Origin of the sequence: Ruegeria haliotis (assembly GCF_013377785.1) — a bacterium.
GTDB lineage: Bacteria > Pseudomonadota > Alphaproteobacteria > Rhodobacterales > Rhodobacteraceae > Ruegeria > Ruegeria haliotis.
The window spans coordinates 256356-279818 of sequence record NZ_JABXWT010000003.1 but is presented as its reverse complement, the minus strand read 5'-3'; the positions used below and the strand labels follow the sequence as shown (position 1 = coordinate 279818).

The window sequence follows — 23463 nt, the reverse complement described above, 5'->3', positions numbered from 1 at the left end:
ACCTAACGCCGCCCCTCGCGCAGCCAACCACCCAACAGGAACCCACCCGCCAGCAGCAAAACCAGCCACGGCGGCAGCAATCCCGCTTGCGTGACATCCCGCGTTTCATAAGCATTGCGCGGGGTCAGACCGATCCACCCGCGGCCTGCGGCAGGCCGCCCGGCACGCACATTGCGGATCGAGGGCAACCCGTCCTCCAGTGGCATGACACCGCCGCGCAGACCGGCCAGAACAGGCGTGAGGATTTCGCCCGTTGCGATGGTGCGTTCAAATTCACGTGGGGCTGAAGGGCCAAGGCCGATTACCGCCATGTGGTCGCCTTCCTGTAGCCGATACAAGCCAATCTCGGGGCCAAAATACCGCGCCTCGAACCGGCCGGGGGACACTTCGTCCAGCGTAATCTCAAGCGTATCGCCATTCGGGCGGGTAACCGTCACCGGCCCGACCTCATCCTCAAGCGTCTGGCGGATGATGCGCATGGACTGACCGTTGGCCTCGGCCCACAGGGCCTCTTCCTCAAGCTCAGGCTCTTTCATCATCCAGTGCGCCAGTCGACGCAGCAGTTCCAGTTGTGGGCCACCGCCTTCGAACCCCCGACCCCATAGCCAGGCGTGATCTGACGCAAGCAAGGCCACGCGCCCCTCGCCCACCCGATCCAGAACCAGCAGCGGACGTTCGTCCACCCCGGTCATCAACACTTCGCCCGAACGGTGGTTCACGTCGATCTGACGCAACCACGCGCCCCAGTCATCGGAATCGCCCAAGTTCGTCGTCACAGGATGCCGCTGACCCAGATCGCTGACCATTGGCACATATCGTTCCTCGATCACCCGAGCCGAGGGTTGCGCAGGCAGGATCGGAGCAAGCGGAGAGCGGAAAATACTGTCGGCAGAGGCAAAATCAGGACCGGCGGCAATCAGAACGGCCCCCCCGTCGTTGATATAGTTGGTGACGTTGTCCAGATATATTGCCGGCAGAATGCCGCGCCGCTTGTAGCGGTCAAAGATGATCAGATCGAAATCGTTGATCTTTTCCAGGAACAGCTCGCGCGTCGGGAAGGCGATTAGCGATAACTCGTCCACCGGCACACCGTCTTGCTTTTCGGGCGGGCGCAGGATGGTGAAATGAACCAGATCAACCGAGCTGTCGGATTTCAGGAGGTTTCGCCAAGTGCGCCCGCCCGGATGCGGCTCACCCGAGACCAGCAACACCCGCAACCGATCCCGCACGCCGTTCATCTGGATCAGGGCGGTGTTGTTGCGGTCGGTCAACTCGCCCTCGGCCTGCGGCACCGAGAATTGGATCACGTTACGCCCACCATGGGGCAGTGTGATTGGTAATTCGACGTCCAGACCGATGGGAATGCTAAACTGTTCCGGCTCACCTCCGTCCACCGAGATCACCAAAGGTGCGGTCGTGGCACCAGCAGGCGCTGCGCCGCTATCTTCAACCCGCAAGGTCAGGGTCACCGGTTCACCAATAATGGCAAAGGCTGGGGCATTTCGAACAATCAGCCTGCGATCCCAGTCCCTTTCACGCCCGGTCTGCAGCAGATGCATCGGGGCAGGCAGATCCGGCGCTTGGTCGATGTCGTGCACGATACCGTCCGAGACAACAAGAATACCGGCAATGCGGGCGCGGGGTTCCTCGGCCAGCGCGGCATTCAGCGCGGCCATCAACTGCGTACCTTCGTCTCCGTCACTGTCCCCCACGCGAATGCGGCGCAGTTCGGTGTTGTCGCGCGACTCGATCTCGGCGGCGAGATCTTCGGCGGCCTGCGCTGTTTGGTCAGCACGATCAGACAGGGTCTGGCTGGCGCTTTCATCTTCGATCATCAGGACAATATCTGTCAGTGGCGCGCGGTCTTCGACCTGATAGACCGGTCCGGCCAATGCCGCGATAACAACCAGAGCGGCCAATCCGCGGAGCGCCCAGCCCGATAACCCGCGCCATAGGGCCAATATGATGCCCGTACTCGCGATAATCGCTATGATGACCAGAACGGGCCATGGGATCAGCGGATCGAATATGACGGTTCCGGTCATTGTCCCAACCTGTCCAGAAGGGCGGGCACGTGGACCTGATCGGATTTGTAGTTCCCGGTCAGCACATGCATCACCAGATTGACGCCAAAGCGATTGGCCAGTTCACGCTGGCGTTCGCCGGCATAGCCACGGCCTACTGGCAACAACGCCTGACCGTTGCGATCAACAGCCCACGCCCCGGCCCAGTCATTGCCCCCAATCACCACCGGCGTCACATTGTCGTTGAGATTGCGGAACGGCATGCCTTCAATCTGTTCAGCATCTAAGGGCGCGGATTCAACCCAAACCTCGGCACCTGCGTAGCGGCCCGGGAAATCCTGTAGCAAATAGAACGTCCGGGTCAGAACATGGTCGCGTGGAATCGGCTCTAGTGAAGGGATATTCAGCGGGCCTGCCAATTGCTGCAGCTTGCGCCCATTGGGACTTGAGGCGCCGAAACCGGCGATATCGGCGTCGCGCGTGTCAAACAGGATCATACCACCCGAGCGCAGATAGGCGTTGAGCTTGGCATAAGCTTCGGTCGACGGTTGCGGCTGATCCGGGCTGATCGGCCAGTAGAGCAGTGGAAAGAAGGCCAGCTCATCCCTTTCAAGATCCACACCGATAGGCGCGGCAGGTTCGACCGAGGTGCGATAGGACAGCGTTTGCGCCAGCCCACGCAGCCCGGCCTGCGCGACATCATCCACTTGCGGGTCACTGGTCAAGACATGCGCCAGCACCAGTTCATGCGTTGCCTCAAGGGCAAATTCCGTATCTTCAGGCGTTTGCGCCTGCGCCTCTGGCACCAACAACAAAGCGCCCAACGCCACGGCCGCCGCACGGGCCAGTCCCAAACGACCAGACAGCGCCAGCGACGCGATTACATCCACAGTCAGCAAAATCAGGGCCAGACTCAGCAGGATGCCGCCCAGCGGCGTCTCGCTCGTCGCTTCTTGCCCTTTGATCGGAACATCAGCTGGCCAAATTGCCGGGCTGAGGGCTGCATCCTCGGACAGGACATTCAACGCCAGCTTCTGTTTGCCGCTTTCGTACAACCCCGGGCGCAGCTCTGGCCCAATCTGTCCGGACACCAACTCAACACCATCCACTCCGACCAGAGTCCCAGCATCCGACAGGGTGCCGAATCCGTCCAGAACCTGAACCGGCTCCCATGTGGTGCCTTGCAACTGAGCCTCTTGCCGGGATTTCGCAGCTGAGGCCACGGCCAGACGGTCCAGCATTTCGACAAACAATCCAGACAGTGGCAGGCTGGACCATTCCGCATCCGCCGTAACGTGAAACAGAACCACCTGCCCCAAACCCAGCGCCTTGCGTGTGACCAGCGGCGTGCCATCCGACAGCGACGCAATCACCCGATCCGCCAAGTTAGGGTCTGGTTGCGCCATGACCTGCGTCGAGATAACGACATCGTCCGGTATGTGCAATCCGTAGAACGGAGAGTTTTCCGGGAAAGGCGCAAGGGCTTTGGCTTCACCCCAGCTCATCGCGCCCCCGACCGAGCGTCCGCCGCTGCGCAGGCGTGCGGGCAGCAATGTATCCTCTTCATCGCGGCCCAGATCGCTGGCCGCCATGCGTGGACCGGCGAAACGCAGCAGCAAGCCACCTTGTTCCACCCAGTCGATCAGGTCCGCCTGTTCGGTTTCGGACATCTGGGCCACATCCGACAGAACGATGACGTCGGGGTTCGCTGGCAAGACCTCAAGCAAGCCTCCGTCCACAAAATCCGCGGTGGGGACCAAAACTTGCGTCAGGTAATGCAGGGGCGACAGCAGTTCCAACCCTTCGCGGTTCAGGGTGCCTGCGATCAGCGCCACCTCGCGTCGGCGCAAGCTGTCATCAGTCAGGGTCACCGCGCCAGCAGACCGCTGGCTTTGAATCTCGAACCGGGTGATCCGGGCGCGCAGTTCCGACGGCAGGGCCAGTTCGATCTGCGCCTCGGTCGCGCCGTTTTCAAAGGTCAGCTCGGCGGAATGCAGTACCCGCGCGGTGCCCGCCGGGTCACGACCCTGCGCCAACACCGTCACTGTGCCCGCCGCGCCGGGCTCTGCCCGCAGGACGGTCAGTTGAATAACCCCATCCTGATAGGCCGCAGGCAGTAGTGCCATTGCCGGGGCTGGCGACCGGTAAACAGTCACATCACCACGTTCTTGCAGCGCCGACACCATCTGATCATGGCCATCATAGCCAAGCCTGTCACTGAACCAATGGGTGTCGAATCCGCCATCTACTTCGCTCAAGGCGGCCAGAATCTGGTCGATCTGTGCCTCAGCCGGTTGCCACGGCATAGGTATCAGACCCGGCAAACGACCACGCCATGCTTCGGCCGCCTGAAACACCGGCGTTTCCGGTTCGGTCATCCGCAAGATCGAGACTGGCCGCCCGGCGCGCCCGGCCTCGGACAATTGTGCATCGATTTGATCCAGCGTCGATGACCAGCGCGCCGCACCGGCCCAACTGGCATCCAGAACCAGTAGCAGTGGCCCCGTCCCGGTCTGATCGCGTGATGGGTTCAGAACCGGCCCTGCCAGCCCGATGATGATCGCGGCCGCCGCCAGCATCCGGAGCAGCAGCAGCCACCACGGCGTTCGGTCCGAGACGCTTTCGTCGTCTTTGAGGCCCAGCAACAGTGTCACCGCCGGGAACAGCCGACGGATCGGCGCAGGCGGCACCGCGCGCAGGATCAACCACAGGATCGGCAGGGTCAAAAGACCCAGCAAAATCCATGGGGCAGTAAACCCGATGCCAGCCAGAACCGTCATCGCACTCCTCCATCCAGCGCGCGATAGAGCCACAACAGAGCCGCTTGCGCGCTGTCACCGGTATGGTGCAGGCCCAATTGCCAGCCCGTCGCGCGGCAAAGCTGCGTCAACGCATCCTTGCGGCGGGCAAGCCGTTCCAGATACCGTTCACGCAGCTCGCCTGCCTTGAGGGTCTCATGCCGAACCGAGCCTCCAACGCTTTCGAATATAGTCCGCCCGCGATACGGGAAGGTTTCCTCCCCGGGGTCCAGAACCTGTAACACAACCCCCCTGACACCTCGGTCAGCGGCTTTGGTGAGGGCCAATTCGACCTCATCCATCGGACCAAGGAAATCCGAAATGAACACGGCACGGGCATGCGGGATCATCGCCCGGTGCTCTGGTGGCGCATAGTCTGCCTGTTCGTCCTCGGACCAGGCCTCTGCCAATCGGATGATCTGTGCATTGCCGCGCCTTGGGGGCAACTTGGTGCCCGTCAGCCCAACCCGCTCGCCACCCCTTACCAGCAGGATAGCCGCTGCCAAACCCAACAATCGCGTGCGGTCGGCCTTGGTGGGCAGGGTCTTGTCAGACGCAAACCGCATCGAGGCGCCCTGATCAACCCATAACATGATGGATTGCGCGATCTGCCACTCCCGCTCGCGCACGAATTGCTGATCGCCTCGCGCCGAGCGACGATGATCGATCATCCGGCGACTGTCGCCGATCTGAGCGGGGCGGTATTGCCAGAAATCATCGCCCATGCCAGATCGCCGCCGACCGTGATCACCCAGCAGAACGGTTCCGGCCAAGTGTTCAGCCCGCGCCAACAGAGGCGGTAGCCGTGATGCCTCGGCCTCGGATCTTTCGCGAAGGGTCAGCGCGGCATTCACGCTGCCGCCTCGGTCCGGGTCAGGCCAGTTGCCGTCGAGTCGATCAGGTCAGCCAGATTATCACCCCGCGCCCGTGCCGCAAAGTTCAGCGCCATACGGTGGCTCAGCACCGGGCGCGCCATGTCCAATACATCCTCGGCATTGGGCGCCAGACGCCCCTGCAACATAGCCCTTGCCCTGACTGTCATCATCAGCGCTTGTGCGGCGCGCGGGCCGGGCCCCCAGGCCACTGTCTCAGCCACGCGATCCGATACACCATGCTCTTCGGGGCGGAAGGCCCGAACCAGATCAAGGATCAGCTCGACCACCGAGTCGCCAACCGGCATACGGCGCAATAATGTCTGCGCCGCCAACAATTCCTCTTTGGTGAAAATCTGGTGCGCCTGATCTTCTTCGACGCCGGTTGTGGCCAGCAGAATGTCACGCTCGGTCTGGCGGTCAGGATAATCCACGTCGATCTGCACCAAGAAGCGGTCCAGCTGAGCTTCGGGCAGCGGATAAGTACCTTCCTGTTCAATCGGGTTCTGCGTCGCCAAAACATGAAACGGCACACCCAACGAACGATCCTCACCAGCGACGGTCACTGTGCGTTCCTGCATCGCCTGCAGCAGCGCCGACTGCGTTCGCGGGCTGGCGCGGTTGATTTCGTCCGCCATCAGTAACTCGCAAAAGATCGGGCCAGAGATGAACCGGAAATGGCGCGAACCATCGTCAGCCGTATCCAGAACCTCGGACCCCAGAATATCGGCGGGCATCAGGTCGGGCGTAAACTGGATGCGGTTGCCATGCAGCCCCATCACCGTCGACAGCGTTTCGATCAAACGCGTTTTACCCAATCCCGGCAGACCGATCAACAAAGCGTGACCGCCACACAGAAGGGCGGTCAAGGTCAGGTCAACAACCCTCTCTTGCCCGATAAAGCGGCGAGTAATCGAGGATTTCGCCTCTTGCAGCTTGTTTTCCAGCGCTTCGATCTCGGCTACGAGGTCGGCAGGTTCGGTCATGACTTTCCCTTCCGTGGACTATTATGATTGAAGTGTATCGCGCTGAGAGGAAATGGCAAAAGCAATGAGCGGACAAAAACCTGTGACACCATCGCCGGACGGTCTGGCCGCCTCGGTAAATGCGTCCAAAACCAAGGGTTTACCGCCCGTTCACCTGTGGAATCCTCCGTTTTGTGGCGATTTGGACATCCGGATCGCCAAGGATGGTACCTGGAGTTACTTAGGGTCGCCGATCAATCGGTTCGAGTTGGTGAAGCTATTTTCTTCAATTCTTAAGAAAGAAGACGGCAAATATTATCTGGTGACACCGGTCGAAAAGGTGGGAATCACTGTCGAGGATGCGCCCTTTGTTGCGGTGGATTTTGACATTACCGGGGCACGTGACACCCAAACCCTGACATTTACCACCCATGTCGGGGATACTGCGGTGGCAGAGCCACAGCATCCGATCCGCGTTGCTATCGATCCCGACACGCAAGAGCCAGCGCCTTATATCTTGGTTCGGGCAAACCTAGAAGCGCGCATCGACCGCAAGAGCTTTTACCGGCTTGTCGACATCGGCACCGACTATCAAGGCTGGTTCGGCGTCTGGTCCGGCGGGCAGTTCTTTCCCTTCGTGCCCTCAGATACGCTGAGCGGACTCTAATCTGTTTCAGGACATCTTCTGTCGCAAGCCAGAATTTTTCCGACCCTGGCTAGCGATCTGGACGATTTTCGGTAATCTGTCGGTTTCAATCTCTTTCGCGAAAAACACCCGACAGTTAAGCTTGGCATACCAAACCCAGAGACCGCTCATGCCCAGATTTGCCGCCAATCTGTCCCTGCTCTTTACCGAGCTGCCGTATCTCGACCGTTTTCAGGCCGCCGCACAGGCTGGGTTCAAAGCGGTCGAGATTCTGTTTCCCTATGATTTGGCCGCAAAGGAAACGCGGCGGGCCTTGCTGGCCAATGGGTTAGAATTGATTCTGATCAACGCTCCACCGCCCAATTATACCGGAGGGCAGCCGGGATATGCCGCTATTCCGGGGGGCCAGGGGCGGTTTCAGTCTGATATCCGCCGGGTTCTGCGTTACTCCGAAAGCCTGCGTCCAGCGCTGATCCACATCATGTCAGGATACGCCTCCGGACCGCAGGCACTGGCTTGCTTTGTCGACAATCTGCAATGGGCGGCCGATGTCGCACCACAGCAGCGATTCACAATCGAACCGTTGAACCCGGTATCCCAACCCAAGTATTTTCTGAACGATTACGATCTGGCCGTCGACATTCTGGACCGAGTGGACCGCCCAAATGTCGGCCTGCAATATGACAGCTTTCATGCGCAGATGATCCATGGGGACGCTCTGGCCATCTGGAATAGATTTCACGATCGCGTTGCCCACGCTCAAATCGGGGCCGCCCCGGATCGCTCGGAACCCGGGCGGGGATCGACAGATTTCCCCTGCCTGTTCAAGGCGATGGACAGCTGCGGCTATGCTGGTTGGGTCAGCGCGGAATACACGCCGTCCACGCCGCGGACGATCGATTCTTTGGGGTGGATGCACGGCTAGCGGGATCAGTGCTGGCAATTGGGTCGAAAATGCCGCAAATCAGGGCAACGCGATTTCAAGGATGCCGCTTATGATCCCTGCCCGCTTTGCCCATGCCCTGTTCTGCCTGATCATGTCGGGGCTGATGTCCTGCATCGTCACCGGTATCGCCACGGTCAAAGCCGTCGGTTTCGGTCCACACACCACGGGCGACTGGATGGCATCGTGGGCCTTTTGCTGGCCCATCGCCTTTAGCGTCATTCTGATCCTCGGACCCGCTGTAAAACGGATGGTCGCGCGCATGGTCAGGCCCGAGGCCTGACCCGCCGCAAAGAGGGCCCACCGGGCCTGATGAGCGGCGCGTTTTGGATCAATGCGCCTCAGCCCAGTTCGCCCCCTGCCCGGCATCCACGCTCAGCTTTACATCCAGCTTCACGGCCGGATCGGACGCCCCTTCCATGATGTCGCGCGCCACCTTGATGGTCTGATCCACCGCATCCTCGGCCACTTCGAACAGCAATTCATCATGCACTTGCAACAGCATCTTTGCCGGCAACCCATTGATGGCATCCGGCATCCGCACCATCGCGCGTCGGATCACATCCGCCGCCGTACCCTGGATCGGCGCATTGATCGCCGCGCGGCGCGAAAACCCTGCATGCGGGCCCTTGGCATTGATCTCGGGTGTGTGGATTTTGCGGCCAAACAGCGTTTGGACATAACCGTTCTCTTTGGCGAACGCGACGGTGTCGTCCATATAGGCCCGAATACCCGGGAAACGTTCAAAATAACGGTCGATGAAGCCCTGCGCCTCGGCCCGCGGAATGCGCAGGTTGCGCGCCAGACCAAAGCCGGAAATCCCGTAAATCACACCAAAGTTGATCGCCTTGGCCTGACGGCGGATATCCGGCGTCATCTCGTCCAGCGGCACATCGAACATCTCGGACGCGGTCATGGCGTGAATGTCCAAACCATCCGAAAATGCCTGTTTCAGAGCCGAAATATCGGCAATATGCGCCAGAATGCGCAATTCGATCTGACTGTAGTCAAGGCTGAGCAGTACATTTCCCGGCTCGGCAATAAACGCCTCGCGAATGCGTCGTCCTTCTTCGGTGCGCACCGGAATATTTTGCAGGTTCGGATCGGTCGAGGCCAAACGCCCCGTATTCGCCCCGGTGATCGAATAAGACGTATGCACACGGCCCGTATCCGGGTTGATATGGGTCTGCAAAGCGTCGGTGTAGGTCGATTTCAGCTTGGATAGCTGCCGCCAATCCAGCACCCTGCGCGGCAATTCATGCTCGGTCGCCAAATCCTCGAGGACATCCGCACCGGTCGAATACTTCCCGGTCTTGCCCTTTTTGCCGCCTTCCAGACCCATCTTGTCGAATAGAATCTCGCCCAGTTGCGCCGGTGAGCCTACGTTAAAATTCCCTCCGGCCAATTCGTAGATTTCAGCCTCTAAACCGGCCATTTTCTGTGCAAATGCGTTGGACATTCGGCTCAACACATCGCGGTCAACCTTGATGCCGTGCATCTCCATCTCGGCCAGAACCGGTACCAGCGGACGCTCCAGAGTTTCATAAACGGTCGTCACCTGAACCTGATGCAGTTGCGGCTTGAACAGCTTCCACAAACGCAGCGTGATATCCGCGTCCTCGGCGGCATAGGCCGTCGCCTCGTCAATCGGAACCTTGTCAAAGGTGATCGCCGACTTGCCCGAGCCCAGCAACGGTTTGATCGGGATCGGCGTGTGGCTCAGATAACGCTCGGACAGCGTATCCATGCCATGCCCATGCTTGCCGCCATGCATCGCGTAAGACATCAGCATGGTGTCATCGATTGGCGCCACGTCGACGCCATAACGTGCAAATATCTTGGCGTCGTATTTCATGTTCTGTCCGATCTTCAGGATCGACGGGTCCTCGAACATCGATTTCAACAGCGTTAGAGCCTGTTCCAACGGCATTTGCCCCTCGGCCAGCGCATCCGTCCCAAACAAATCATCCGTTGCGCTTTCGCGGTGGATCAGCGGAATGTAACAGGCTTCACCCGGCTCGATGCACAGCGAGATCCCAACCAGATCCACGATCATCTCGTTCAGACCGGTGGTTTCGGTATCCACCGCAACCCAACCACGCTCATACGCCTGATCGATCCATTTCTGCAGAGCATCTGCATCCCGCACGCATTCATACTTCGATGCGTCGAACGGGATCGCCTCGGCTTCTTCCACCTCAGCGGCGGGTGCGGGCGCATCCGCAATCACCGGAGCCTCGGCGCCCAGCTTATCGGCGATGCGCTTGGTGAGAGTTCTGAACTCCATCTCGGCCAGAAAATTCAACAATACCTCTGGCTCGGGATCTTTCACCTCAAGATCATCCAGCGTGAAATCCAGCGGTGTCTGCTCATCCAACTGCACCAGCTTTTTAGACAGTTCAATCTGGTCGCGCTTTTCGATGAGAGTCTGGCGGCGCTTGGGCTGCTTGATCTCTTCGGCGCGATCCAGCAGGGTTTCAAGATCACCATATTCATTTATCAACAGTGCTGCCGTCTTGATCCCGATGCCCGGCGCACCCGGCACGTTATCAACGCTATCCCCGGCCAACGCCTGCACATCGACAACGCGTTCGGGGCCAACCCCGAATTTCTCGATCACACCATCGCGGTCGATGCGCTTGTTCTTCATCGCATCCAGCATTTCGACCCCGCCGCCGACCAACTGCATCAAGTCTTTATCGGAACTGACAATGGTCACACGACCACCGGCCTCGCGCGCCTGAACGGCCAGCGTGGCGATGATGTCGTCGGCCTCATACCCTTCCAGTTCCTTACAGGCGATATTGAAAGCTTTGGTCGCCTCACGGGTCAGCGGCATCTGCGGGCGTAGATCCTCGGGCATCGCCTCGCGGTTGGCTTTGTAGAGGTCGTACATGTCGTTACGAAAGGTGTGCGACCCCTTGTCAAAGATCACCGCAACATGGGTTGGTGCATCCGGCCCGGCGTTATTCTCGACATATTTCTGCAGCATGTTGCAAAAGCCCGAGACCGCCCCGATCGGCAATCCATCCGATTTCCGCGTCAGCGGGGGCAGCGCGTGATAAGCCCTGAAAATAAAGGCTGACCCATCGATCAGATGCAGATGACATCCTTTTCCGAACTCGCTCATGCGCCGTCTCCGTTCTGGTTGGAAACGGTTCTGCCACAGGCCCGCCCGGGTGGCCAGTAAAGAAGGCAATCATCCACCGAAGAACCCGGCAAGAGCTGTTGGTCAAGTAACGCGGAACGCCCTGTTCGCCTTGTCCCAGCTCAATCCCGTACGTTCGGCAATACGCTGCATCTGCTTGTTCAACGAGCGATCATTTAGTCTGCGGCTCAGAGTGCGCAAAGGAACAAGGTTACGTTCCCCATAACCGTCGATCAGGAAAAACATCCGGGTCTGGTTGCGTGTCCCGTAGACTATGTTCGTCTCATGGATATCGCGGCCCACGACCTGAAGCTGGAACAGCTTGTTCACAAAGCTGTTAAGCTCGCTCAGTGTTTCAGGGGCAAGACGACCTTGTTGGCACAGCTTGGAAAGATGGCGGGCAAGTTGTCCATCGCCGGAGTCAATACGCTCCACCACGACACCCGGGCCGATGTCTGTCTGCACGACGCCAAAGGACCGCGCCAACGGCAGTTGCGCAATATCAACGCCGCTTTTCAACGCCGCCTTCATCTCGCATTCGATTTCCTTAAGGGCGTTTCGGTATATGGAATCAGGAAAAAGTCGCCGGATCAGCCGCTTGGTTAAAGACCGATTAGGACGTTTGCGAGGCCGCGTCACCTTGATCAGCAGCTCTGGTTGATCTGGGCAGGCATACACGTCCCGATGCCCACCGCCTGCCAGCAACTCCTGATCCGACAACTGCAAAAGCCGCACTGCAAATAGCATCTGATCTCCGTATTGCACGTACCCGGCAGCGTTTCAGATCATCCGAAATAGCCAGAGCAGGGTGGCTGCAAAGCTGTTTCCTTAGCTTTGCGCCTCGGTCCCTGACAACACATATTTGCAATCACAATAGGGACATTCAACCCAGCCTGTATCCTCGGGGATCTGCAACCAGACGCGCGGATGGCCCAACGCGCCTTCGCCACCGTCACAGGCGACGCGGCTTTGCTCAACGATCTTGGTTTCCGGCGCTTCAAGTGTCACGGCTGGCGATCCTTCACTGGTTGTCGGCCTCGCGGGCATGCTTTAGGTGCGTTTATGAGCGATGAGCAAACCGGGGGCAAGTGCCACAAATGACCGAAGCGGCAATCAGGATCGAAGGGTTGCACAAAACCTATCGCGGCGGCAAAGGGCAACCCGAAAAGCACGCATTGAAGAGTATCGATCTGACCGTTCCGCAAGGATCGGTTTTCGGCCTGTTGGGGCCAAACGGGGCTGGCAAGTCGACCCTGATCAATATCCTGGCCGGGCTGGTGATCAAATCGGCTGGTCAGGTATCGATCTGGGGGTTCGATCAGGACCAGTATCCGCGCCAATCCCGCGCCACCATCGGGGTTATGCCACAAGAGCTGAATCTGGATCCATTCTTTACCCCGCGCGGCGCGCTGGAAGTGCAGGCAGGGTTGTATGGGGTTCCGAAATCTGAACGACGCAGCGATGAAATCCTCGAACTTGTAGGGCTCAGCGACAAGGCCGAAGCGTATGCCCGCACCCTGTCGGGCGGAATGCGGCGGCGGCTGTTGCTGGCCAAGGCTCTGGTACACCATCCGAAGGTTCTGGTTCTGGATGAACCCACGGCCGGTGTTGATATCGAACTGCGTCAGATGCTCTGGACCAATGTGCGCAAGCTGAACGAACAGGGCATGACCATTATCCTGACCACGCATTACCTGGAAGAAGCGCAGGAAATGTGTGACGAAATCGCTATCATCAACCACGGCGAAAAAGTTGCCCAAGACAGCACCGCAAATCTGTTGGGCCGCATGGACAGTCGAACCATGGTGATCATCCCAGACAGCCCTGTCATCGCTTTGCCCGCAGCCGAGGGTGTCGAGACCATGCTGCGTGACGATGGCAGTCTGGTCCTGCACTATCGCAGCAACCAGACCAGCGCCGAGCAGGTGCTTGAATCAGTTCGACAGGCCAACATCCGCATCCGCGATGTGCGCACGGAAGAAGCGGATCTCGAGGATGTGTTCCTTGCCCTGACCTCGAGCCGCGCTGACGATCCCCCGGCGGATGATCAAAATCAACCGCGCCGGGGCATTCATCGCGTCAAGCTTTAGGCGCGATCGATTCTCGCCTGATAGCAGTTGTTCTGGGCAGATCGGACGTGGATATAAGCGACATCCGGGCGGGCGAATATGCCCTGGATGGCGTTGTTGATCTGATCGGTGGGGGTAACAACTCCGGTGCCATAGACAATCCGGTCATCCGTCCCGTACCCTTTGATCAGATAATCAGGGGATGAGGTCAGAATCTCGGGCAATTCGGTATCGCCCTGATACCGCTCGCACGGTTCTACACATAGGAATATCGGCCCTGTTTCAGCGTAGGGATGTGTCTCTAAAAAGGGCCGGTGCGCCAATATCAGCATCTCAAGACCTTCAGGAATATGGCAGAGGCAATGGCGGCACGGGTTGCCGGTTCCAGTCGAAATGGCCCGTTCCGGCGGCGTCCCATAAGCATCCGGGGCACCAGCTTGATAGGCACGAACATCTTCGGTGGATAATGCGGCAATTTTGTACATGTCTGTCTCCTTCTTTTCTTAAGGATGCCCGCCTACCCCGGAGCAAACGACCCGTTTCTTGCGCAATGACGTAAAAGACTCGAAAAAGAACAAAACGTGAATATAATAGAGAGTCGTCATGTATGCCGAACTATCGATCACATCAAATTTCACCTTTCTCACCGGGGCCTCTCACCCCGAGGAGTATATGAAGCGTGCTGTCACCCTTGGCCTGCCTGCCATTGCCATCGCTGATGACAATTCGGTCGCCGGAATTGTTCGCGCTCATACCCAGGCACGCGAGATCGCCCGCAAAGTGCGCGAACGGCTGGAATGGGAAACGCAGAACACCCCTATCGGCCCGCCCTGCCCCGATTACATCCCAAAACCATACTCCTATCCAATCCACGCCGTGCCGCGTCTGATCCCGGCGGCCAGGTTGACCTTTACCGATGCGCCCACCGTCACCGCCCTGCCCCTGAACCGGCAAGGTTGGGCTAACCTGTGCCGCATCTTGTCCAAGGGCCGCCTGCGCACTGAGAAGGGCAACTGCATCCTGCACCTGTCCGACCTGCTGGAATTCCCCGGCGGTCTCCACCTGCTGCTCTGGCCCCAGGCGACCCGGTCTCAGGGCGGCGCGGACGGATGGCAGACACAGGCGCAACAGTTGACGCGCCGCTTTGCCGGGCGGATGCATTTGTTGATGCACCCTCGGTATGATGGCACGGATAGTAAATGTTTCTCTTTGTTAGAGATTGAATCACAGCACTTGGGCATTCCCACCCTCGCCAGCGCCACACCTCTTATGCATCACGGTACACGCCGCAAACTGGCTGATGTGCTGACTGCCATCCGCCTGCGCCGCAAGGTGGATGAACTGGGTCGCAACGCGCTCGCCAATGGCGAACAGCGTCTGCGGTCGGAAACCGAGATGCTGCGCATTTTCAAAGGCTACGAGGATGCCGTCGCCCGTGCCCATACACTCAGCGAACAGCTCACCTTTTCACTGGATGAACTGCGCTATGAATACCCCAGCGAGGGCAGTGAGCAGGAAACCCCAACCGAACGTCTCCATCGTCTGACGCAAGAAGGGTTGCGCTGGCGCTACCCGGCAGGAGCACCAGAAAAAGCAAAAACCATGCTGGCGCACGAGCTCGCCCTGATTGGCAAGCTGAAATACGAACCTTATTTTCTGACCGTCCGCGATATCGTCAAATTCGCCCGATCTCGCGACATCCTATGCCAAGGGCGCGGGTCAGCAGCCAATTCGGTGGCCTGCTTCTGCCTCGGCATCACCGAGGTCAGCCCCGAGATGGGCACCATGGTTTTTGAGCGCTTCGTGTCTGAGGCGCGCGACGAGCCACCGGACATCGACGTGGATTTCGAACATGAACGCCGCGAAGAGGTGATCCAGCACATCTACGAACGCTATGGTCGCCACCGCGCGGGTCTCTGCGCCACGGTCGTGCATTACAGGGGCAAACGCGCCATCCGCGAGGTTGGGCGTGCCATGGGGTTGACTGAAGATACCATCTCGGCGCTGTCATCACAGCTCTGGGGCTTCTTCTCGGCTGCGGGGCTCGAAACAGAAAGGATGCGTGAAATCGGCCTCGATCCTGAAGATCGACGTCTGAAACAGACTCTAACATTGGTATATGAGATCGACGGGTTCCCACGTCACCTCTCGCAACACGTGGGCGGGTTCATCATCACCGAGGGACGTCTGGATGAACTTGTCCCCATTGAGAACGCAACGATGGAGGACCGCACGGTCATCTGTTGGGATAAGGATGACATCGACACCTTGGGCATCCTCAAGGTCGATGTATTGAGCCTCGGGATGCTCACCTGCATCCGCAAGGCGTTTGACCTGATCGGCCAGCATCACCAGACCAGCTATACCCTCGCCACCCTGCCGCCAGAGGATCCGGCGGTCTATGACATGCTCTGCAAGGCTGACAGTATCGGCGTGTTTCAGGTGGAAAGTCGGGCGCAGATGAACTTTCTGCCGCGGATGAAACCCCGCGAATTCTATGATCTTGTCATTGAAGTCGCCATCATCCGCCCAGGTCCCATTCAGGGTGACATGGTGCATCCCTATATCCGACGACGGAACGGAGAAGAGCCCGTCGTTTTCCCTTCGGACGCATTGGGCGAGGTGTTGGGCAAAACGATGGGCGTGCCGCTGTTTCAGGAACAAGCGATGCAGATCGCAATTATCGGCGCGGGTTTCACCCCAGAGCAAGCCGACCGCCTGCGTCGCTCGCTGGCAACCTTCAAGAAACATGGGTCCGTCAGTGAGTTTCGCGCGCTGTTTTTGCGCGGGATGAAGCGGAACGGCTATAAACAGGACTTTGCCGAACGCTGTTTCTCCCAAATCGAAGGTTTCGGTTCCTACGGCTTTCCCGAAAGCCACGCGGCCAGCTTTGCCCTGTTGGTCTATGCCTCGGCCTGGATCAAGTGCCATCATCCGGGCATCTTCGCCTGCGCGCTGCTGAATGCGCAGCCGATGGGATTCTACGCCCCGGCCCAGATCGTCCGTGATGCACGTGAACACGGGGTTCTGGTACGCCCGATTTGCATCAATGCCAGCTTCTGGGACAATGTGATGGAACCTGACGGTCAGGGCGGGCTGGCCCTGCGGCTGGGCTTTCGCCAGATCAAGGGCCTCAGCGAAGAGGATGCCAGCTGGCTGACCGCCGCGCGTGGCAACGGCTACCATCAGATCGACGATGTCTGGCGTCGTGCGGGCCTTGGCCCTGCAGTGATCGAACGGCTGGCCGAGGCGGATGCCTTTGCCGCCTGCGATCTGACCCGGCGCGAGGCACTGTGGCAGGCCAAGGCGATTGCCACTGTCAAACCGCTGCCGCTGTTTTCACAGGACCTGGAGGGCGAGGCGTTGGATGAACCCGAGGCGTATCTGCCAAAAATGACACTGGGCGAGCAGGTGGTCGAGGATTACGTCGCCACCCGCCTCAGCCTGAAGGCGCATCCCGTGGCCTTGCTGCGGCATTTGCTGACACCGGATGGGCGCGACAAAACCACCCCTGTAGCATGACCACACAACGAGATATTGGCTTTGAACAGAGTCGAAATCCGAGACCATCATGTCCAGACCAGTCCTTCCCCCACGCTTTCCCGCGACGCCCGACCAGATCAACGCGCAAGTCCGCGTCTTTTATGCCCGCGTCCGGCAGGACTCGGTACTGGGACCGGTTTTTGCGAACCATGTCGACGACTGGCCCGCGCATGAGGAAAAGATCGCCGCCTTCTGGCGCAACGCCATTCTGTTCGAGCGCAGCTATGACGGCAATCCGCAGCGGGTTCATATCGAACGACAGGACGTGAAACCCGAATTTTTCGCCCACTGGTTGGATCTGTTCGAAGAGGTTGCCACCCAGACGCTGCCGCCGGAAACCGCCATTCCATGGATCGCACTGGCGCGTCGCATCGGCGTGGGGATGAAGGCAGGCGTGCAATCCGCGCGCCAGTCCAAGGATGCGCCTCCGATCTTGCGATGACCTCAGATCATGGCAGCTTTGGCATGTTAGCGGTAAAATAGGGGCTATCGACCTTGGCAAAATCGGTTTAATCACAGGAAAAGTCAGCCGGAGCAACATCCGCGCTGCTATGGCAGACCGCCGCCACACCGACCCATTGCCCGAGGCCAGATCAATGAGCACTCAAAACAACACCCTCAGGGGACTTGGTTACGCGTTTCTTGGTTTTGCGGTCTTTGCCAGCCACGACGCGCTGATCAAGGTGTTGGGCGGCACTTATTCCGTGATGCAGATCATCTTTTTTGCCACGCTTTTCTCCTTTGTGCCCATGGCCGTCACGATCCTGGCCGATCGGACACCCGGTAATTTCCGGCCACATCACCCTTGGCTGGTGATGTTGCGGTCGGCTTTGATGGTCACGGCCATGTCTTGCGCCTTTTACGCCTTTTCGGTCCTGCCTCTGGCCGAGGTTTATTCGCTGCTCTTTTCCTTTCCGCTGATCGTCACAGTCCTGTCGATCCCGATCCTTGGCGAAGTGGTTCGCGCCCAGCGCTGGGCGGCAGTTGGCGTTGGATTGATTGGTGTGTTGATCGTCTTGCGTCCGGGAACAACAGAGATCACCGCCGGCCATCTGGCCGCCCTGACAGCCGCTTTCTGCAGCGCCTTCGCCTCCGTTCTGGTGCGCAAGATCGGGAATGAGGAACGATCCGCCGTCCTGATCCTTTATCCGATGCTGCTGGCTATCGTTGTCATGAGCCTGGCACAGCCTGCCGTGTATCAACCGCCATCGCTGTTACATCTGGTGATGATGGCTTTGGTCGGCGTGCTGTCGGTCATTGCTCAGCACCTGATCATCGTGGCCTATCGCGCCGCGCCTGCCGGGGTGGTTGCCCCCAGCCAGTACAGTCAGATCATCTGGGCCACTCTTTTTGGTGCAGTTTTCTTTGGTGAACGGCCTGATGCCTGGGTTGCCGTCGGAACAAGCATCATCATCGCATCAGGTGTTTTCGTGGTCTGGCGCGAAACCCGCACTAACGCATCGGCCAACAAACCTGTTCTGCGGGTGCGGTCACCACGGTCGGATACAGGTGCGACGCGGCCAGGAGCCTAAAACCCTGACGTCAAGAGTCCCTGCATCTGATCTTGAAATATCCATTTGCATCCGCTTCGTCGAAGCGACCAACTTCACGAACCAAATCTCTTGTCGACTTGAATCCGTAACTCCGAGAATCAAAATCTGGATAGATCTTTCCCAATTGCCTTTCTACAAACGGCAGTGTCGCCCATCCGTCAGGATTGTTTGTTGTCAGCACCACATTGCGAATAAGCTGATACGCGTGATTTAAGCTCTGTTTTCCTGGCTGACCATTCGACTTTTCCGAACTTTGATCCACTTCGGCCATCTTCTCGATATTCTCGATATAAATAAATCTGTTACACGCTGCCACGAACGCTTTGGGAGCCTTGCGTTCTCCAATACCAAAAACGTCCAGCCCCTGCTCTCGAACACGGCTGGCGAGGCGTGTAAAATCGCTGTCAGAAGAGACCAATACAAAACCGCTGAAGCGGCCGGTATGCAAGATATCCATGGCATCAATAACCAACGCGATATCGCTTGAGTTCTTTCCGGTTGTGTTGGCGAATTGCTGATGGGGAACGATGGCATATTCGGCCAAAGATTTGGCGTCCCATCCTTGGGGCGACCCATTGGAAAAATCCCCGTAGATCCGCCTTAAACCAGCCTCGCCCAATGTCGCGATTTCTTCAAATATCTCGGCGGCATGTTTTGCGGGCACGTTGTCCGCATCAATCAGAACCGCAAGACGATCCGTATTTCCTGTTGTCACCTGAATTCCTCAACTCAAAATTTAATTCGTAATGAGGAATGTATGAACGGAATGAGGCAGGCGAAAGCCCGCCCCATACATTTATTTCAATTCAATCAGTACAATACCACCGACCGAATGCTCTCACCCTTATGCATCAGTACAATACCACCGACCGAATGCTCTCACCCTTATGCATCAGGTCAAAGCCGTGGTTGATGTCGTCCAGTCCCATGGTGTGGGTGATCATCGGGTCGATCTCGATCTTCTCCTCCATGTACCAGTCGACGATTTTGGGCACGTCGGTGCGGCCACGAGCGCCGCCAAAGGCGGTTCCGCGCCACGAACGACCGGTGACCAACTGGAACGGACGGGTAGAGATTTCGGCCCCCGCAGGTGCCACGCCGATGATGATCGACTCACCCCAGCCTTTATGCGCCGATTCCAGCGCTGTGCGCATGACGCCGACATTGCCGGTGGCGTCAAAGGTGTAATCTGCGCCGCCTTTGGTCAGGTTGACCAGATAGGGTACCAGATCACCCTCAACCTCGGACGGGTTGACGAAATCGGTCATGCCGAACCGGGTGGCCATTTCCACCTTGGACGGGTTCAGGTCAACGCCGACGATCTGATCGGCCCCGGCCAGACGCAGGCCCTGAATGACGTTCAGGCCGATACCGCCCAGGCCAAACACGATGGCGCGGCTGCCGATTTCGACCTTGGCAGTGTTGATCACCGCACCGATGCCGGTGGTCACGCCACAGCCGATATAGCAAATCTTGTCAAAAGGCGCGTCCGGGCGCACCTTGGCCAACGCGATCTCGGGCAGAACCGTGTGATTGGCGAAGGTCGAGCAGCCCATGTAATGCAGGATCGGGTCGCCATCCAGCGTCGAAAACCGCGAAGTGCCGTCAGGCATCAAACCTTTACCTTGGGTTTCGCGGATCGACTGGCACAGGTTGGTTTTCGGATTCAGGCAGTATTCGCATTCGCGACATTCGGGCGTGTAAAGCGGGATCACGTGATCGCCGGGCTTCAGGCTGGTGACACCGGGGCCGACCTCGACTACCACGCCCGCGCCTTCATGACCCAGAATGGCCGGGAACAGGCCTTCGGGGTCGGCACCGGAACGGGTGAATTCATCGGTGTGGCACAGGCCGGTGGCCTTGATCTCAACCAGAACCTCGCCCGCTCTGGGGCCTTCGAGGTTCACATCCATCACTTCCAAAGGTTTGCCCGCCTGAATGGCGACAGCGGCACGGGTACGCATAGTACTCTTCTCCCAGTCAAATTTGCCCGACCCTGCGTCAAATACAGGGTGTTTTCAACTGCGCTTTCGTGGCAGATTGGCTAATTGTTTGATATTGCAGAAACGACATTGCCAGAAAAAGGAACGCCAATGCACCGTTTTATCCCGATCCTGATCCTTCTGGCGGCTTGCGCTGAAACGACTGTCCCCGAGGAGCGTGAATTTACCACGACGGAAAACGCACCTGTAGATCTGGCTTTTTGCAAGGGTGAAGCTTTTGCGGACTCGGTTGGCCAGCCAGTTTCGACAATTCAGGCCAATCTGCCCGAACGGTCGCGCGTTTTGGGCCCCGACGGCATTGCCACGCAAGATTATCGCATCGATCGGCTGAATGTTTATGTGAATGGTGCCGGTATCATTCAGCGCCTGACCTGCGGCTAGGCACAGGCGGGCTCGACTCAAGGGGCGATTCTCATTTAAGAACAAAATGAGAACAAAATGATATCTGCCCAATGCCCAAACGCCGAATACTCTCACTATGGTTTCCCCGCCTGGGGGCTGAACGGCTGGTGCGCGCTGCGCGGGGCCTGCATGATGGTCCTTTGGCGGTGGTTGCGGAACAGTCGAACATGCAGGTCATCACCTCGCTGAATGCGGAAGCTCAGGCCGCTGGGCTGCGCGTCGGTCAGCCGGTGCGTGATGCCCATGCCATGTGCGCGACCCTTATCACCCGACCCCGTAACGCCCCGGCCGAGGCGGCATTTCTGACCGCGCTGCGGCGTTGGGCGGGCAAGTTCAGCCCTTGGGTGGCCGAAGAAACCCCGGACGGTCTGGTTATCGATCTGTCGGGTTGCGCCCATCTGTTCGGCGGCGAAAACACATTGCTGAGTGTCATTGAAACCGACTGCGCCGATATGGGCCTGAGCGTGCAGATGGGCATCGCCGATACACTGGGGGCAGCTTGGGCCTTGGCGCGTTATGCCGGGCAAGAGGTCACATCAGATCGTAACGGCGACGCCATCAGCCAAGAGGCCCGTGCCACCCGCGCCCGCGCCAGCAAGCGACGGCACTGGACCAAGGGCGGGGCTGCACCGCAGGTCATGGCCTTGGGCGGTGGTGCGCGAATTGCAGCGCCGGGACAGGCTTACGGCGTGCTCAGCCCGCTGCCTATCGCGGCACTGCGGCTTGAGGATCAGATCGTGGCGCAGCTAAACCGTTTGGGCCTGCGCCGGATTGGCGATCTGTTGGGTCAACCCCGCGCCTCTCTCGCCCGGCGGTTCGGGCGGGGGCTGGTTCTACGGCTGGATCAGGCGATGGGCAGCGCGCCCGAGCCGGTCTCACCCGCCCGCCCGCCGCATCACTTTGCGGTGCGGATGACCCTGCCCAACCCGATCGGGCTGGTCGAGGATGTGATGGCCGCAATCGACCGGATGCTGCCCACGCTCTGTACCAAGCTGGAAGAGAAAGGTCGCGGCGTGCGCACCCTGCGGCTCGAGGCGCACCGTGCCGATCAGGCGGCTGAGATTGTCGAAGTAGGTCTCGCCCGCCCGACCTTCGATAAACATCGCATTTACCCTTTGTTAGAGATGAAAATTGACAAGATCGATGCGGGCTATGGCATCGATATGCTGCGACTGGAGGCGATCCAGACCGAGCCCGTCCACGCCCGAACCCGCACCGGCCATGCCGAGGCACGCAATGCGGTGCGCAACCGGGTCGAGGGGAACACGGCGGTGGAAGATCTGATCGGCAAACTGGGCGCACGGGTCGGGCTTGAGGCGATCACAAGGCGCCACCCTGCCGCCTCGCATATTCCCGAGAAAACGGCGCAGACACTGGCTGCCGCCTGGTCCGAGCCCGCGCGCGACTGGTCTGCGCCACCACGTCCCCGACCGCTGCAGATGTGGCAGCCCGAGCCGGTGATGGCCCCGGAAACTCCGGATGTGCCGACCGCGTTCCGCTGGCGTGGGCGCGATTGGAAGTTGTCGCAGGCCACCGGGCCGGAACGGATCGCCCCGGAATGGTGGCTGGACGATCCCAACTGGCGCAGCGGCGTGCGCGATTACTGGGTGGCCGTGACGGAACAGGGCGAACGGTTATGGCTGTTTTACGGTCATGGCGGCACCATGTCAGCGGGCTGGTTCTGTCAGGGACAGTTTGGTTAGACTCTATTTTCCGCGATAAATCAGAACATCCGGCAAATAATCGATCAGGCGTATCACCCAGGAAAACGGCGCCGGAAAATCGGTGCGGAACCGGCGGCGCGACATTGCCTTCAACACCCGTCCTGCCGCGTCCTCAGGCGTCATCAGCATCGGCATCTTGAAGCTGTTCTTTTCAGTCAGACGGGTCTTGATGAATCCCGGGTTGACGATGCGTATCGTCACGCCTGTCCCAGCCAGATCATGCCGCATCGTTTCAGCCAATGAGATCAGCGCCGCCTTACTGGCCGCATAGCCAATAGCTGCGGGCAAGCCGTGGTAACCGGCAAGCGAGCCGATCAGGGTGATATCCCCCCGACCGGCCTGCACAAAACCGGGTACTGTTTCCCCCAGAACCCGCAACGCTCCGGTGTAATTCACATCGCTCATGGCCAGCGCGGCCTCGGTATCCCAATCCGATGCAGACATCGGGTCATAGGCCCCGGCATTGTAGACAAGCCCATCCAACTTTCTGACCTCGGCCACCGCACGGCGCACGGCAGTCAGGTCGGTGACATCCAGAGGCACCGCCCGTGCATTCGGCAAGGCATCGCAAATCTCGGCCAGACGGTCGGCGTTACGCGCTGACAAGACCAGATGCGCGCCCTGACGGCTGAGCGCTTGCGCCAGCGCGCGGCCCAGCCCTTCGCTGGCGCCGATGATCCAATAGGTTTTTCCGTCAAAGCTGTTCATGCGTGGGCCGTTTCAATCTTGTGTGATGTTTTTACGACCTTAAGGCAGCGTTGGATCATATGGTT

Annotated in this window: 20 protein-coding genes; 9 read left to right on the top strand and 11 right to left on the bottom strand. The window is 59.1% G+C overall.

Going from position 1 to position 23463, the window contains the following annotated elements:
- Nucleotides 1-2 precede the first annotated feature (2 nt).
- Genes HW561_RS09880 through HW561_RS09865 form a run of 4 tightly spaced genes read right to left on the bottom strand, consistent with a single transcriptional unit; the run spans nt 3 to nt 6680 of the window.
- Nucleotides 3-2045 (bottom strand): hypothetical protein, encoded by a 2043-nt coding sequence (locus HW561_RS09880; protein WP_176864193.1) that lies wholly within the window; start codon nt 2043-2045, stop codon nt 3-5.
- Nucleotides 2042-4804 (bottom strand): DUF4159 domain-containing protein, encoded by a 2763-nt coding sequence (locus tag HW561_RS09875; protein ID WP_176864191.1) that lies wholly within the window; start codon nt 4802-4804, stop codon nt 2042-2044. Before HW561_RS09875 ends, HW561_RS09880 begins: the two co-directional genes overlap by 4 nt.
- Entirely contained in the window at nt 4801-5676 is an 876-nt protein-coding gene (locus tag HW561_RS09870; RefSeq protein WP_176864189.1) for a DUF58 domain-containing protein, read from the bottom strand. Before HW561_RS09870 ends, HW561_RS09875 begins: the two co-directional genes overlap by 4 nt.
- Nucleotides 5673-6680 (bottom strand): AAA family ATPase, encoded by a 1008-nt coding sequence (locus HW561_RS09865; protein ID WP_176864187.1) that lies wholly within the window; start codon nt 6678-6680, stop codon nt 5673-5675. The genes HW561_RS09870 and HW561_RS09865 overlap by 4 nt, the downstream gene beginning before the upstream one ends.
- A gap of 64 nt (nt 6681-6744) precedes the next feature.
- On the opposite strand from HW561_RS09865, the gene HW561_RS09860 reads away from it, so the two are divergent.
- From HW561_RS09860 to HW561_RS09850, 3 genes are all read left to right on the top strand, one after another.
- A complete protein-coding gene (locus tag HW561_RS09860; protein ID WP_176864185.1) occupies nt 6745-7326 on the top strand; it encodes a DUF1285 domain-containing protein in 582 nt (193 codons plus the stop codon).
- Between the two features lie 148 nt (nt 7327-7474).
- Nucleotides 7475-8230 (top strand): hydroxypyruvate isomerase family protein, encoded by a 756-nt coding sequence (locus HW561_RS09855; protein WP_176864184.1) that lies wholly within the window; start codon nt 7475-7477, stop codon nt 8228-8230.
- A 70-nt stretch (nt 8231-8300) separates the two neighbouring features.
- Complete coding sequence (locus HW561_RS09850) at nt 8301-8531, top strand: DUF2798 domain-containing protein (RefSeq protein ID WP_176864182.1); 231 nt, start codon at nt 8301-8303, stop codon at nt 8529-8531.
- 48 nt (nt 8532-8579) lie between these two features.
- Here HW561_RS09850 and polA read toward each other — a convergent pair whose 3' ends face one another.
- From polA to HW561_RS09835, 3 genes are all read right to left on the bottom strand, one after another.
- Nucleotides 8580-11378: a DNA polymerase I gene (gene polA / locus HW561_RS09845; RefSeq protein ID WP_176864180.1), complete on the bottom strand. Its 2799-nt coding sequence runs from the start codon at nt 11376-11378 to the stop codon at nt 8580-8582.
- A gap of 102 nt (nt 11379-11480) precedes the next feature.
- The gene (locus tag HW561_RS09840; RefSeq protein ID WP_176864178.1) at nt 11481-12143 is read right to left on the bottom strand and encodes a YrbL family protein; all 663 of its coding nucleotides are present in this window, start codon (nt 12141-12143) and stop codon (nt 11481-11483) included.
- Nucleotides 12144-12224: 81 nt separating this feature from the next.
- Nucleotides 12225-12404, bottom strand: coding sequence for a zinc-finger domain-containing protein (locus HW561_RS09835; RefSeq protein ID WP_176864176.1), 180 nt, complete (start codon nt 12402-12404; stop codon nt 12225-12227).
- Nucleotides 12405-12493: 89 nt separating this feature from the next.
- On the opposite strand from HW561_RS09835, the gene HW561_RS09830 reads away from it, so the two are divergent.
- Entirely contained in the window at nt 12494-13486 is a 993-nt protein-coding gene (locus HW561_RS09830) for an ABC transporter ATP-binding protein (RefSeq protein ID WP_176864174.1), read from the top strand.
- Here the strand turns inward: HW561_RS09830 and HW561_RS09825 are convergent.
- Nucleotides 13483-13950: a DUF1203 domain-containing protein gene (locus HW561_RS09825; RefSeq protein WP_176864172.1), complete on the bottom strand. Its 468-nt coding sequence runs from the start codon at nt 13948-13950 to the stop codon at nt 13483-13485. The two genes, HW561_RS09830 and HW561_RS09825, sit on opposite strands and share 4 nt — an antisense overlap.
- Nucleotides 13951-14068: 118 nt before the next feature.
- On the opposite strand from HW561_RS09825, the gene HW561_RS09820 reads away from it, so the two are divergent.
- From HW561_RS09820 to HW561_RS09810, 3 genes are all read left to right on the top strand, one after another.
- Nucleotides 14069-16987, top strand: coding sequence for an error-prone DNA polymerase (locus tag HW561_RS09820; RefSeq protein ID WP_176864170.1), 2919 nt, complete (start codon nt 14069-14071; stop codon nt 16985-16987).
- A gap of 49 nt (nt 16988-17036) precedes the next feature.
- Nucleotides 17037-17450: a group III truncated hemoglobin gene (locus HW561_RS09815; RefSeq protein WP_176864168.1), complete on the top strand. Its 414-nt coding sequence runs from the start codon at nt 17037-17039 to the stop codon at nt 17448-17450.
- Nucleotides 17451-17604: 154 nt separating this feature from the next.
- Nucleotides 17605-18540 carry a DMT family transporter gene (locus tag HW561_RS09810; protein ID WP_176864166.1) on the top strand — a complete coding sequence of 312 codons (936 nt, stop codon included), beginning with the start codon at nt 17605-17607 and terminating at the stop codon, nt 18538-18540.
- 10 nt (nt 18541-18550) lie between these two features.
- Here the strand turns inward: HW561_RS09810 and HW561_RS09805 are convergent, their stop codons facing one another.
- Both HW561_RS09805 and HW561_RS09800 read right to left on the bottom strand, forming a co-directional pair.
- Entirely contained in the window at nt 18551-19276 is a 726-nt protein-coding gene (locus HW561_RS09805) for an NYN domain-containing protein (RefSeq protein WP_176864165.1), read from the bottom strand.
- Nucleotides 19277-19412: 136 nt separating this feature from the next.
- Nucleotides 19413-20525, bottom strand: a complete 1113-nt coding sequence (locus HW561_RS09800; RefSeq protein ID WP_176864163.1) for an S-(hydroxymethyl)glutathione dehydrogenase/class III alcohol dehydrogenase — start codon at nt 20523-20525, stop codon at nt 19413-19415.
- Between the two features lie 129 nt (nt 20526-20654).
- Between HW561_RS09800 and HW561_RS09795 the strand changes: the two genes are divergently transcribed.
- Together HW561_RS09795 and HW561_RS09790 are read left to right on the top strand one after the other, a co-directional pair.
- Complete coding sequence (locus HW561_RS09795) at nt 20655-20945, top strand: I78 family peptidase inhibitor (protein WP_176864161.1); 291 nt, start codon at nt 20655-20657, stop codon at nt 20943-20945.
- 71 nt (nt 20946-21016) lie between these two features.
- On the top strand, nt 21017-22669 hold the full coding sequence (locus HW561_RS09790) for a Y-family DNA polymerase (protein ID WP_176864158.1): 1653 nt from the start codon (nt 21017-21019) through the stop codon (nt 22667-22669).
- Between the two features lie 3 nt (nt 22670-22672).
- On the opposite strand, the gene HW561_RS09785 is transcribed toward HW561_RS09790, so the two are convergent.
- Complete coding sequence (locus HW561_RS09785) at nt 22673-23398, bottom strand: SDR family NAD(P)-dependent oxidoreductase (RefSeq protein ID WP_176864156.1); 726 nt, start codon at nt 23396-23398, stop codon at nt 22673-22675.
- Nucleotides 23399-23463: the final 65 nt, after the last annotated feature.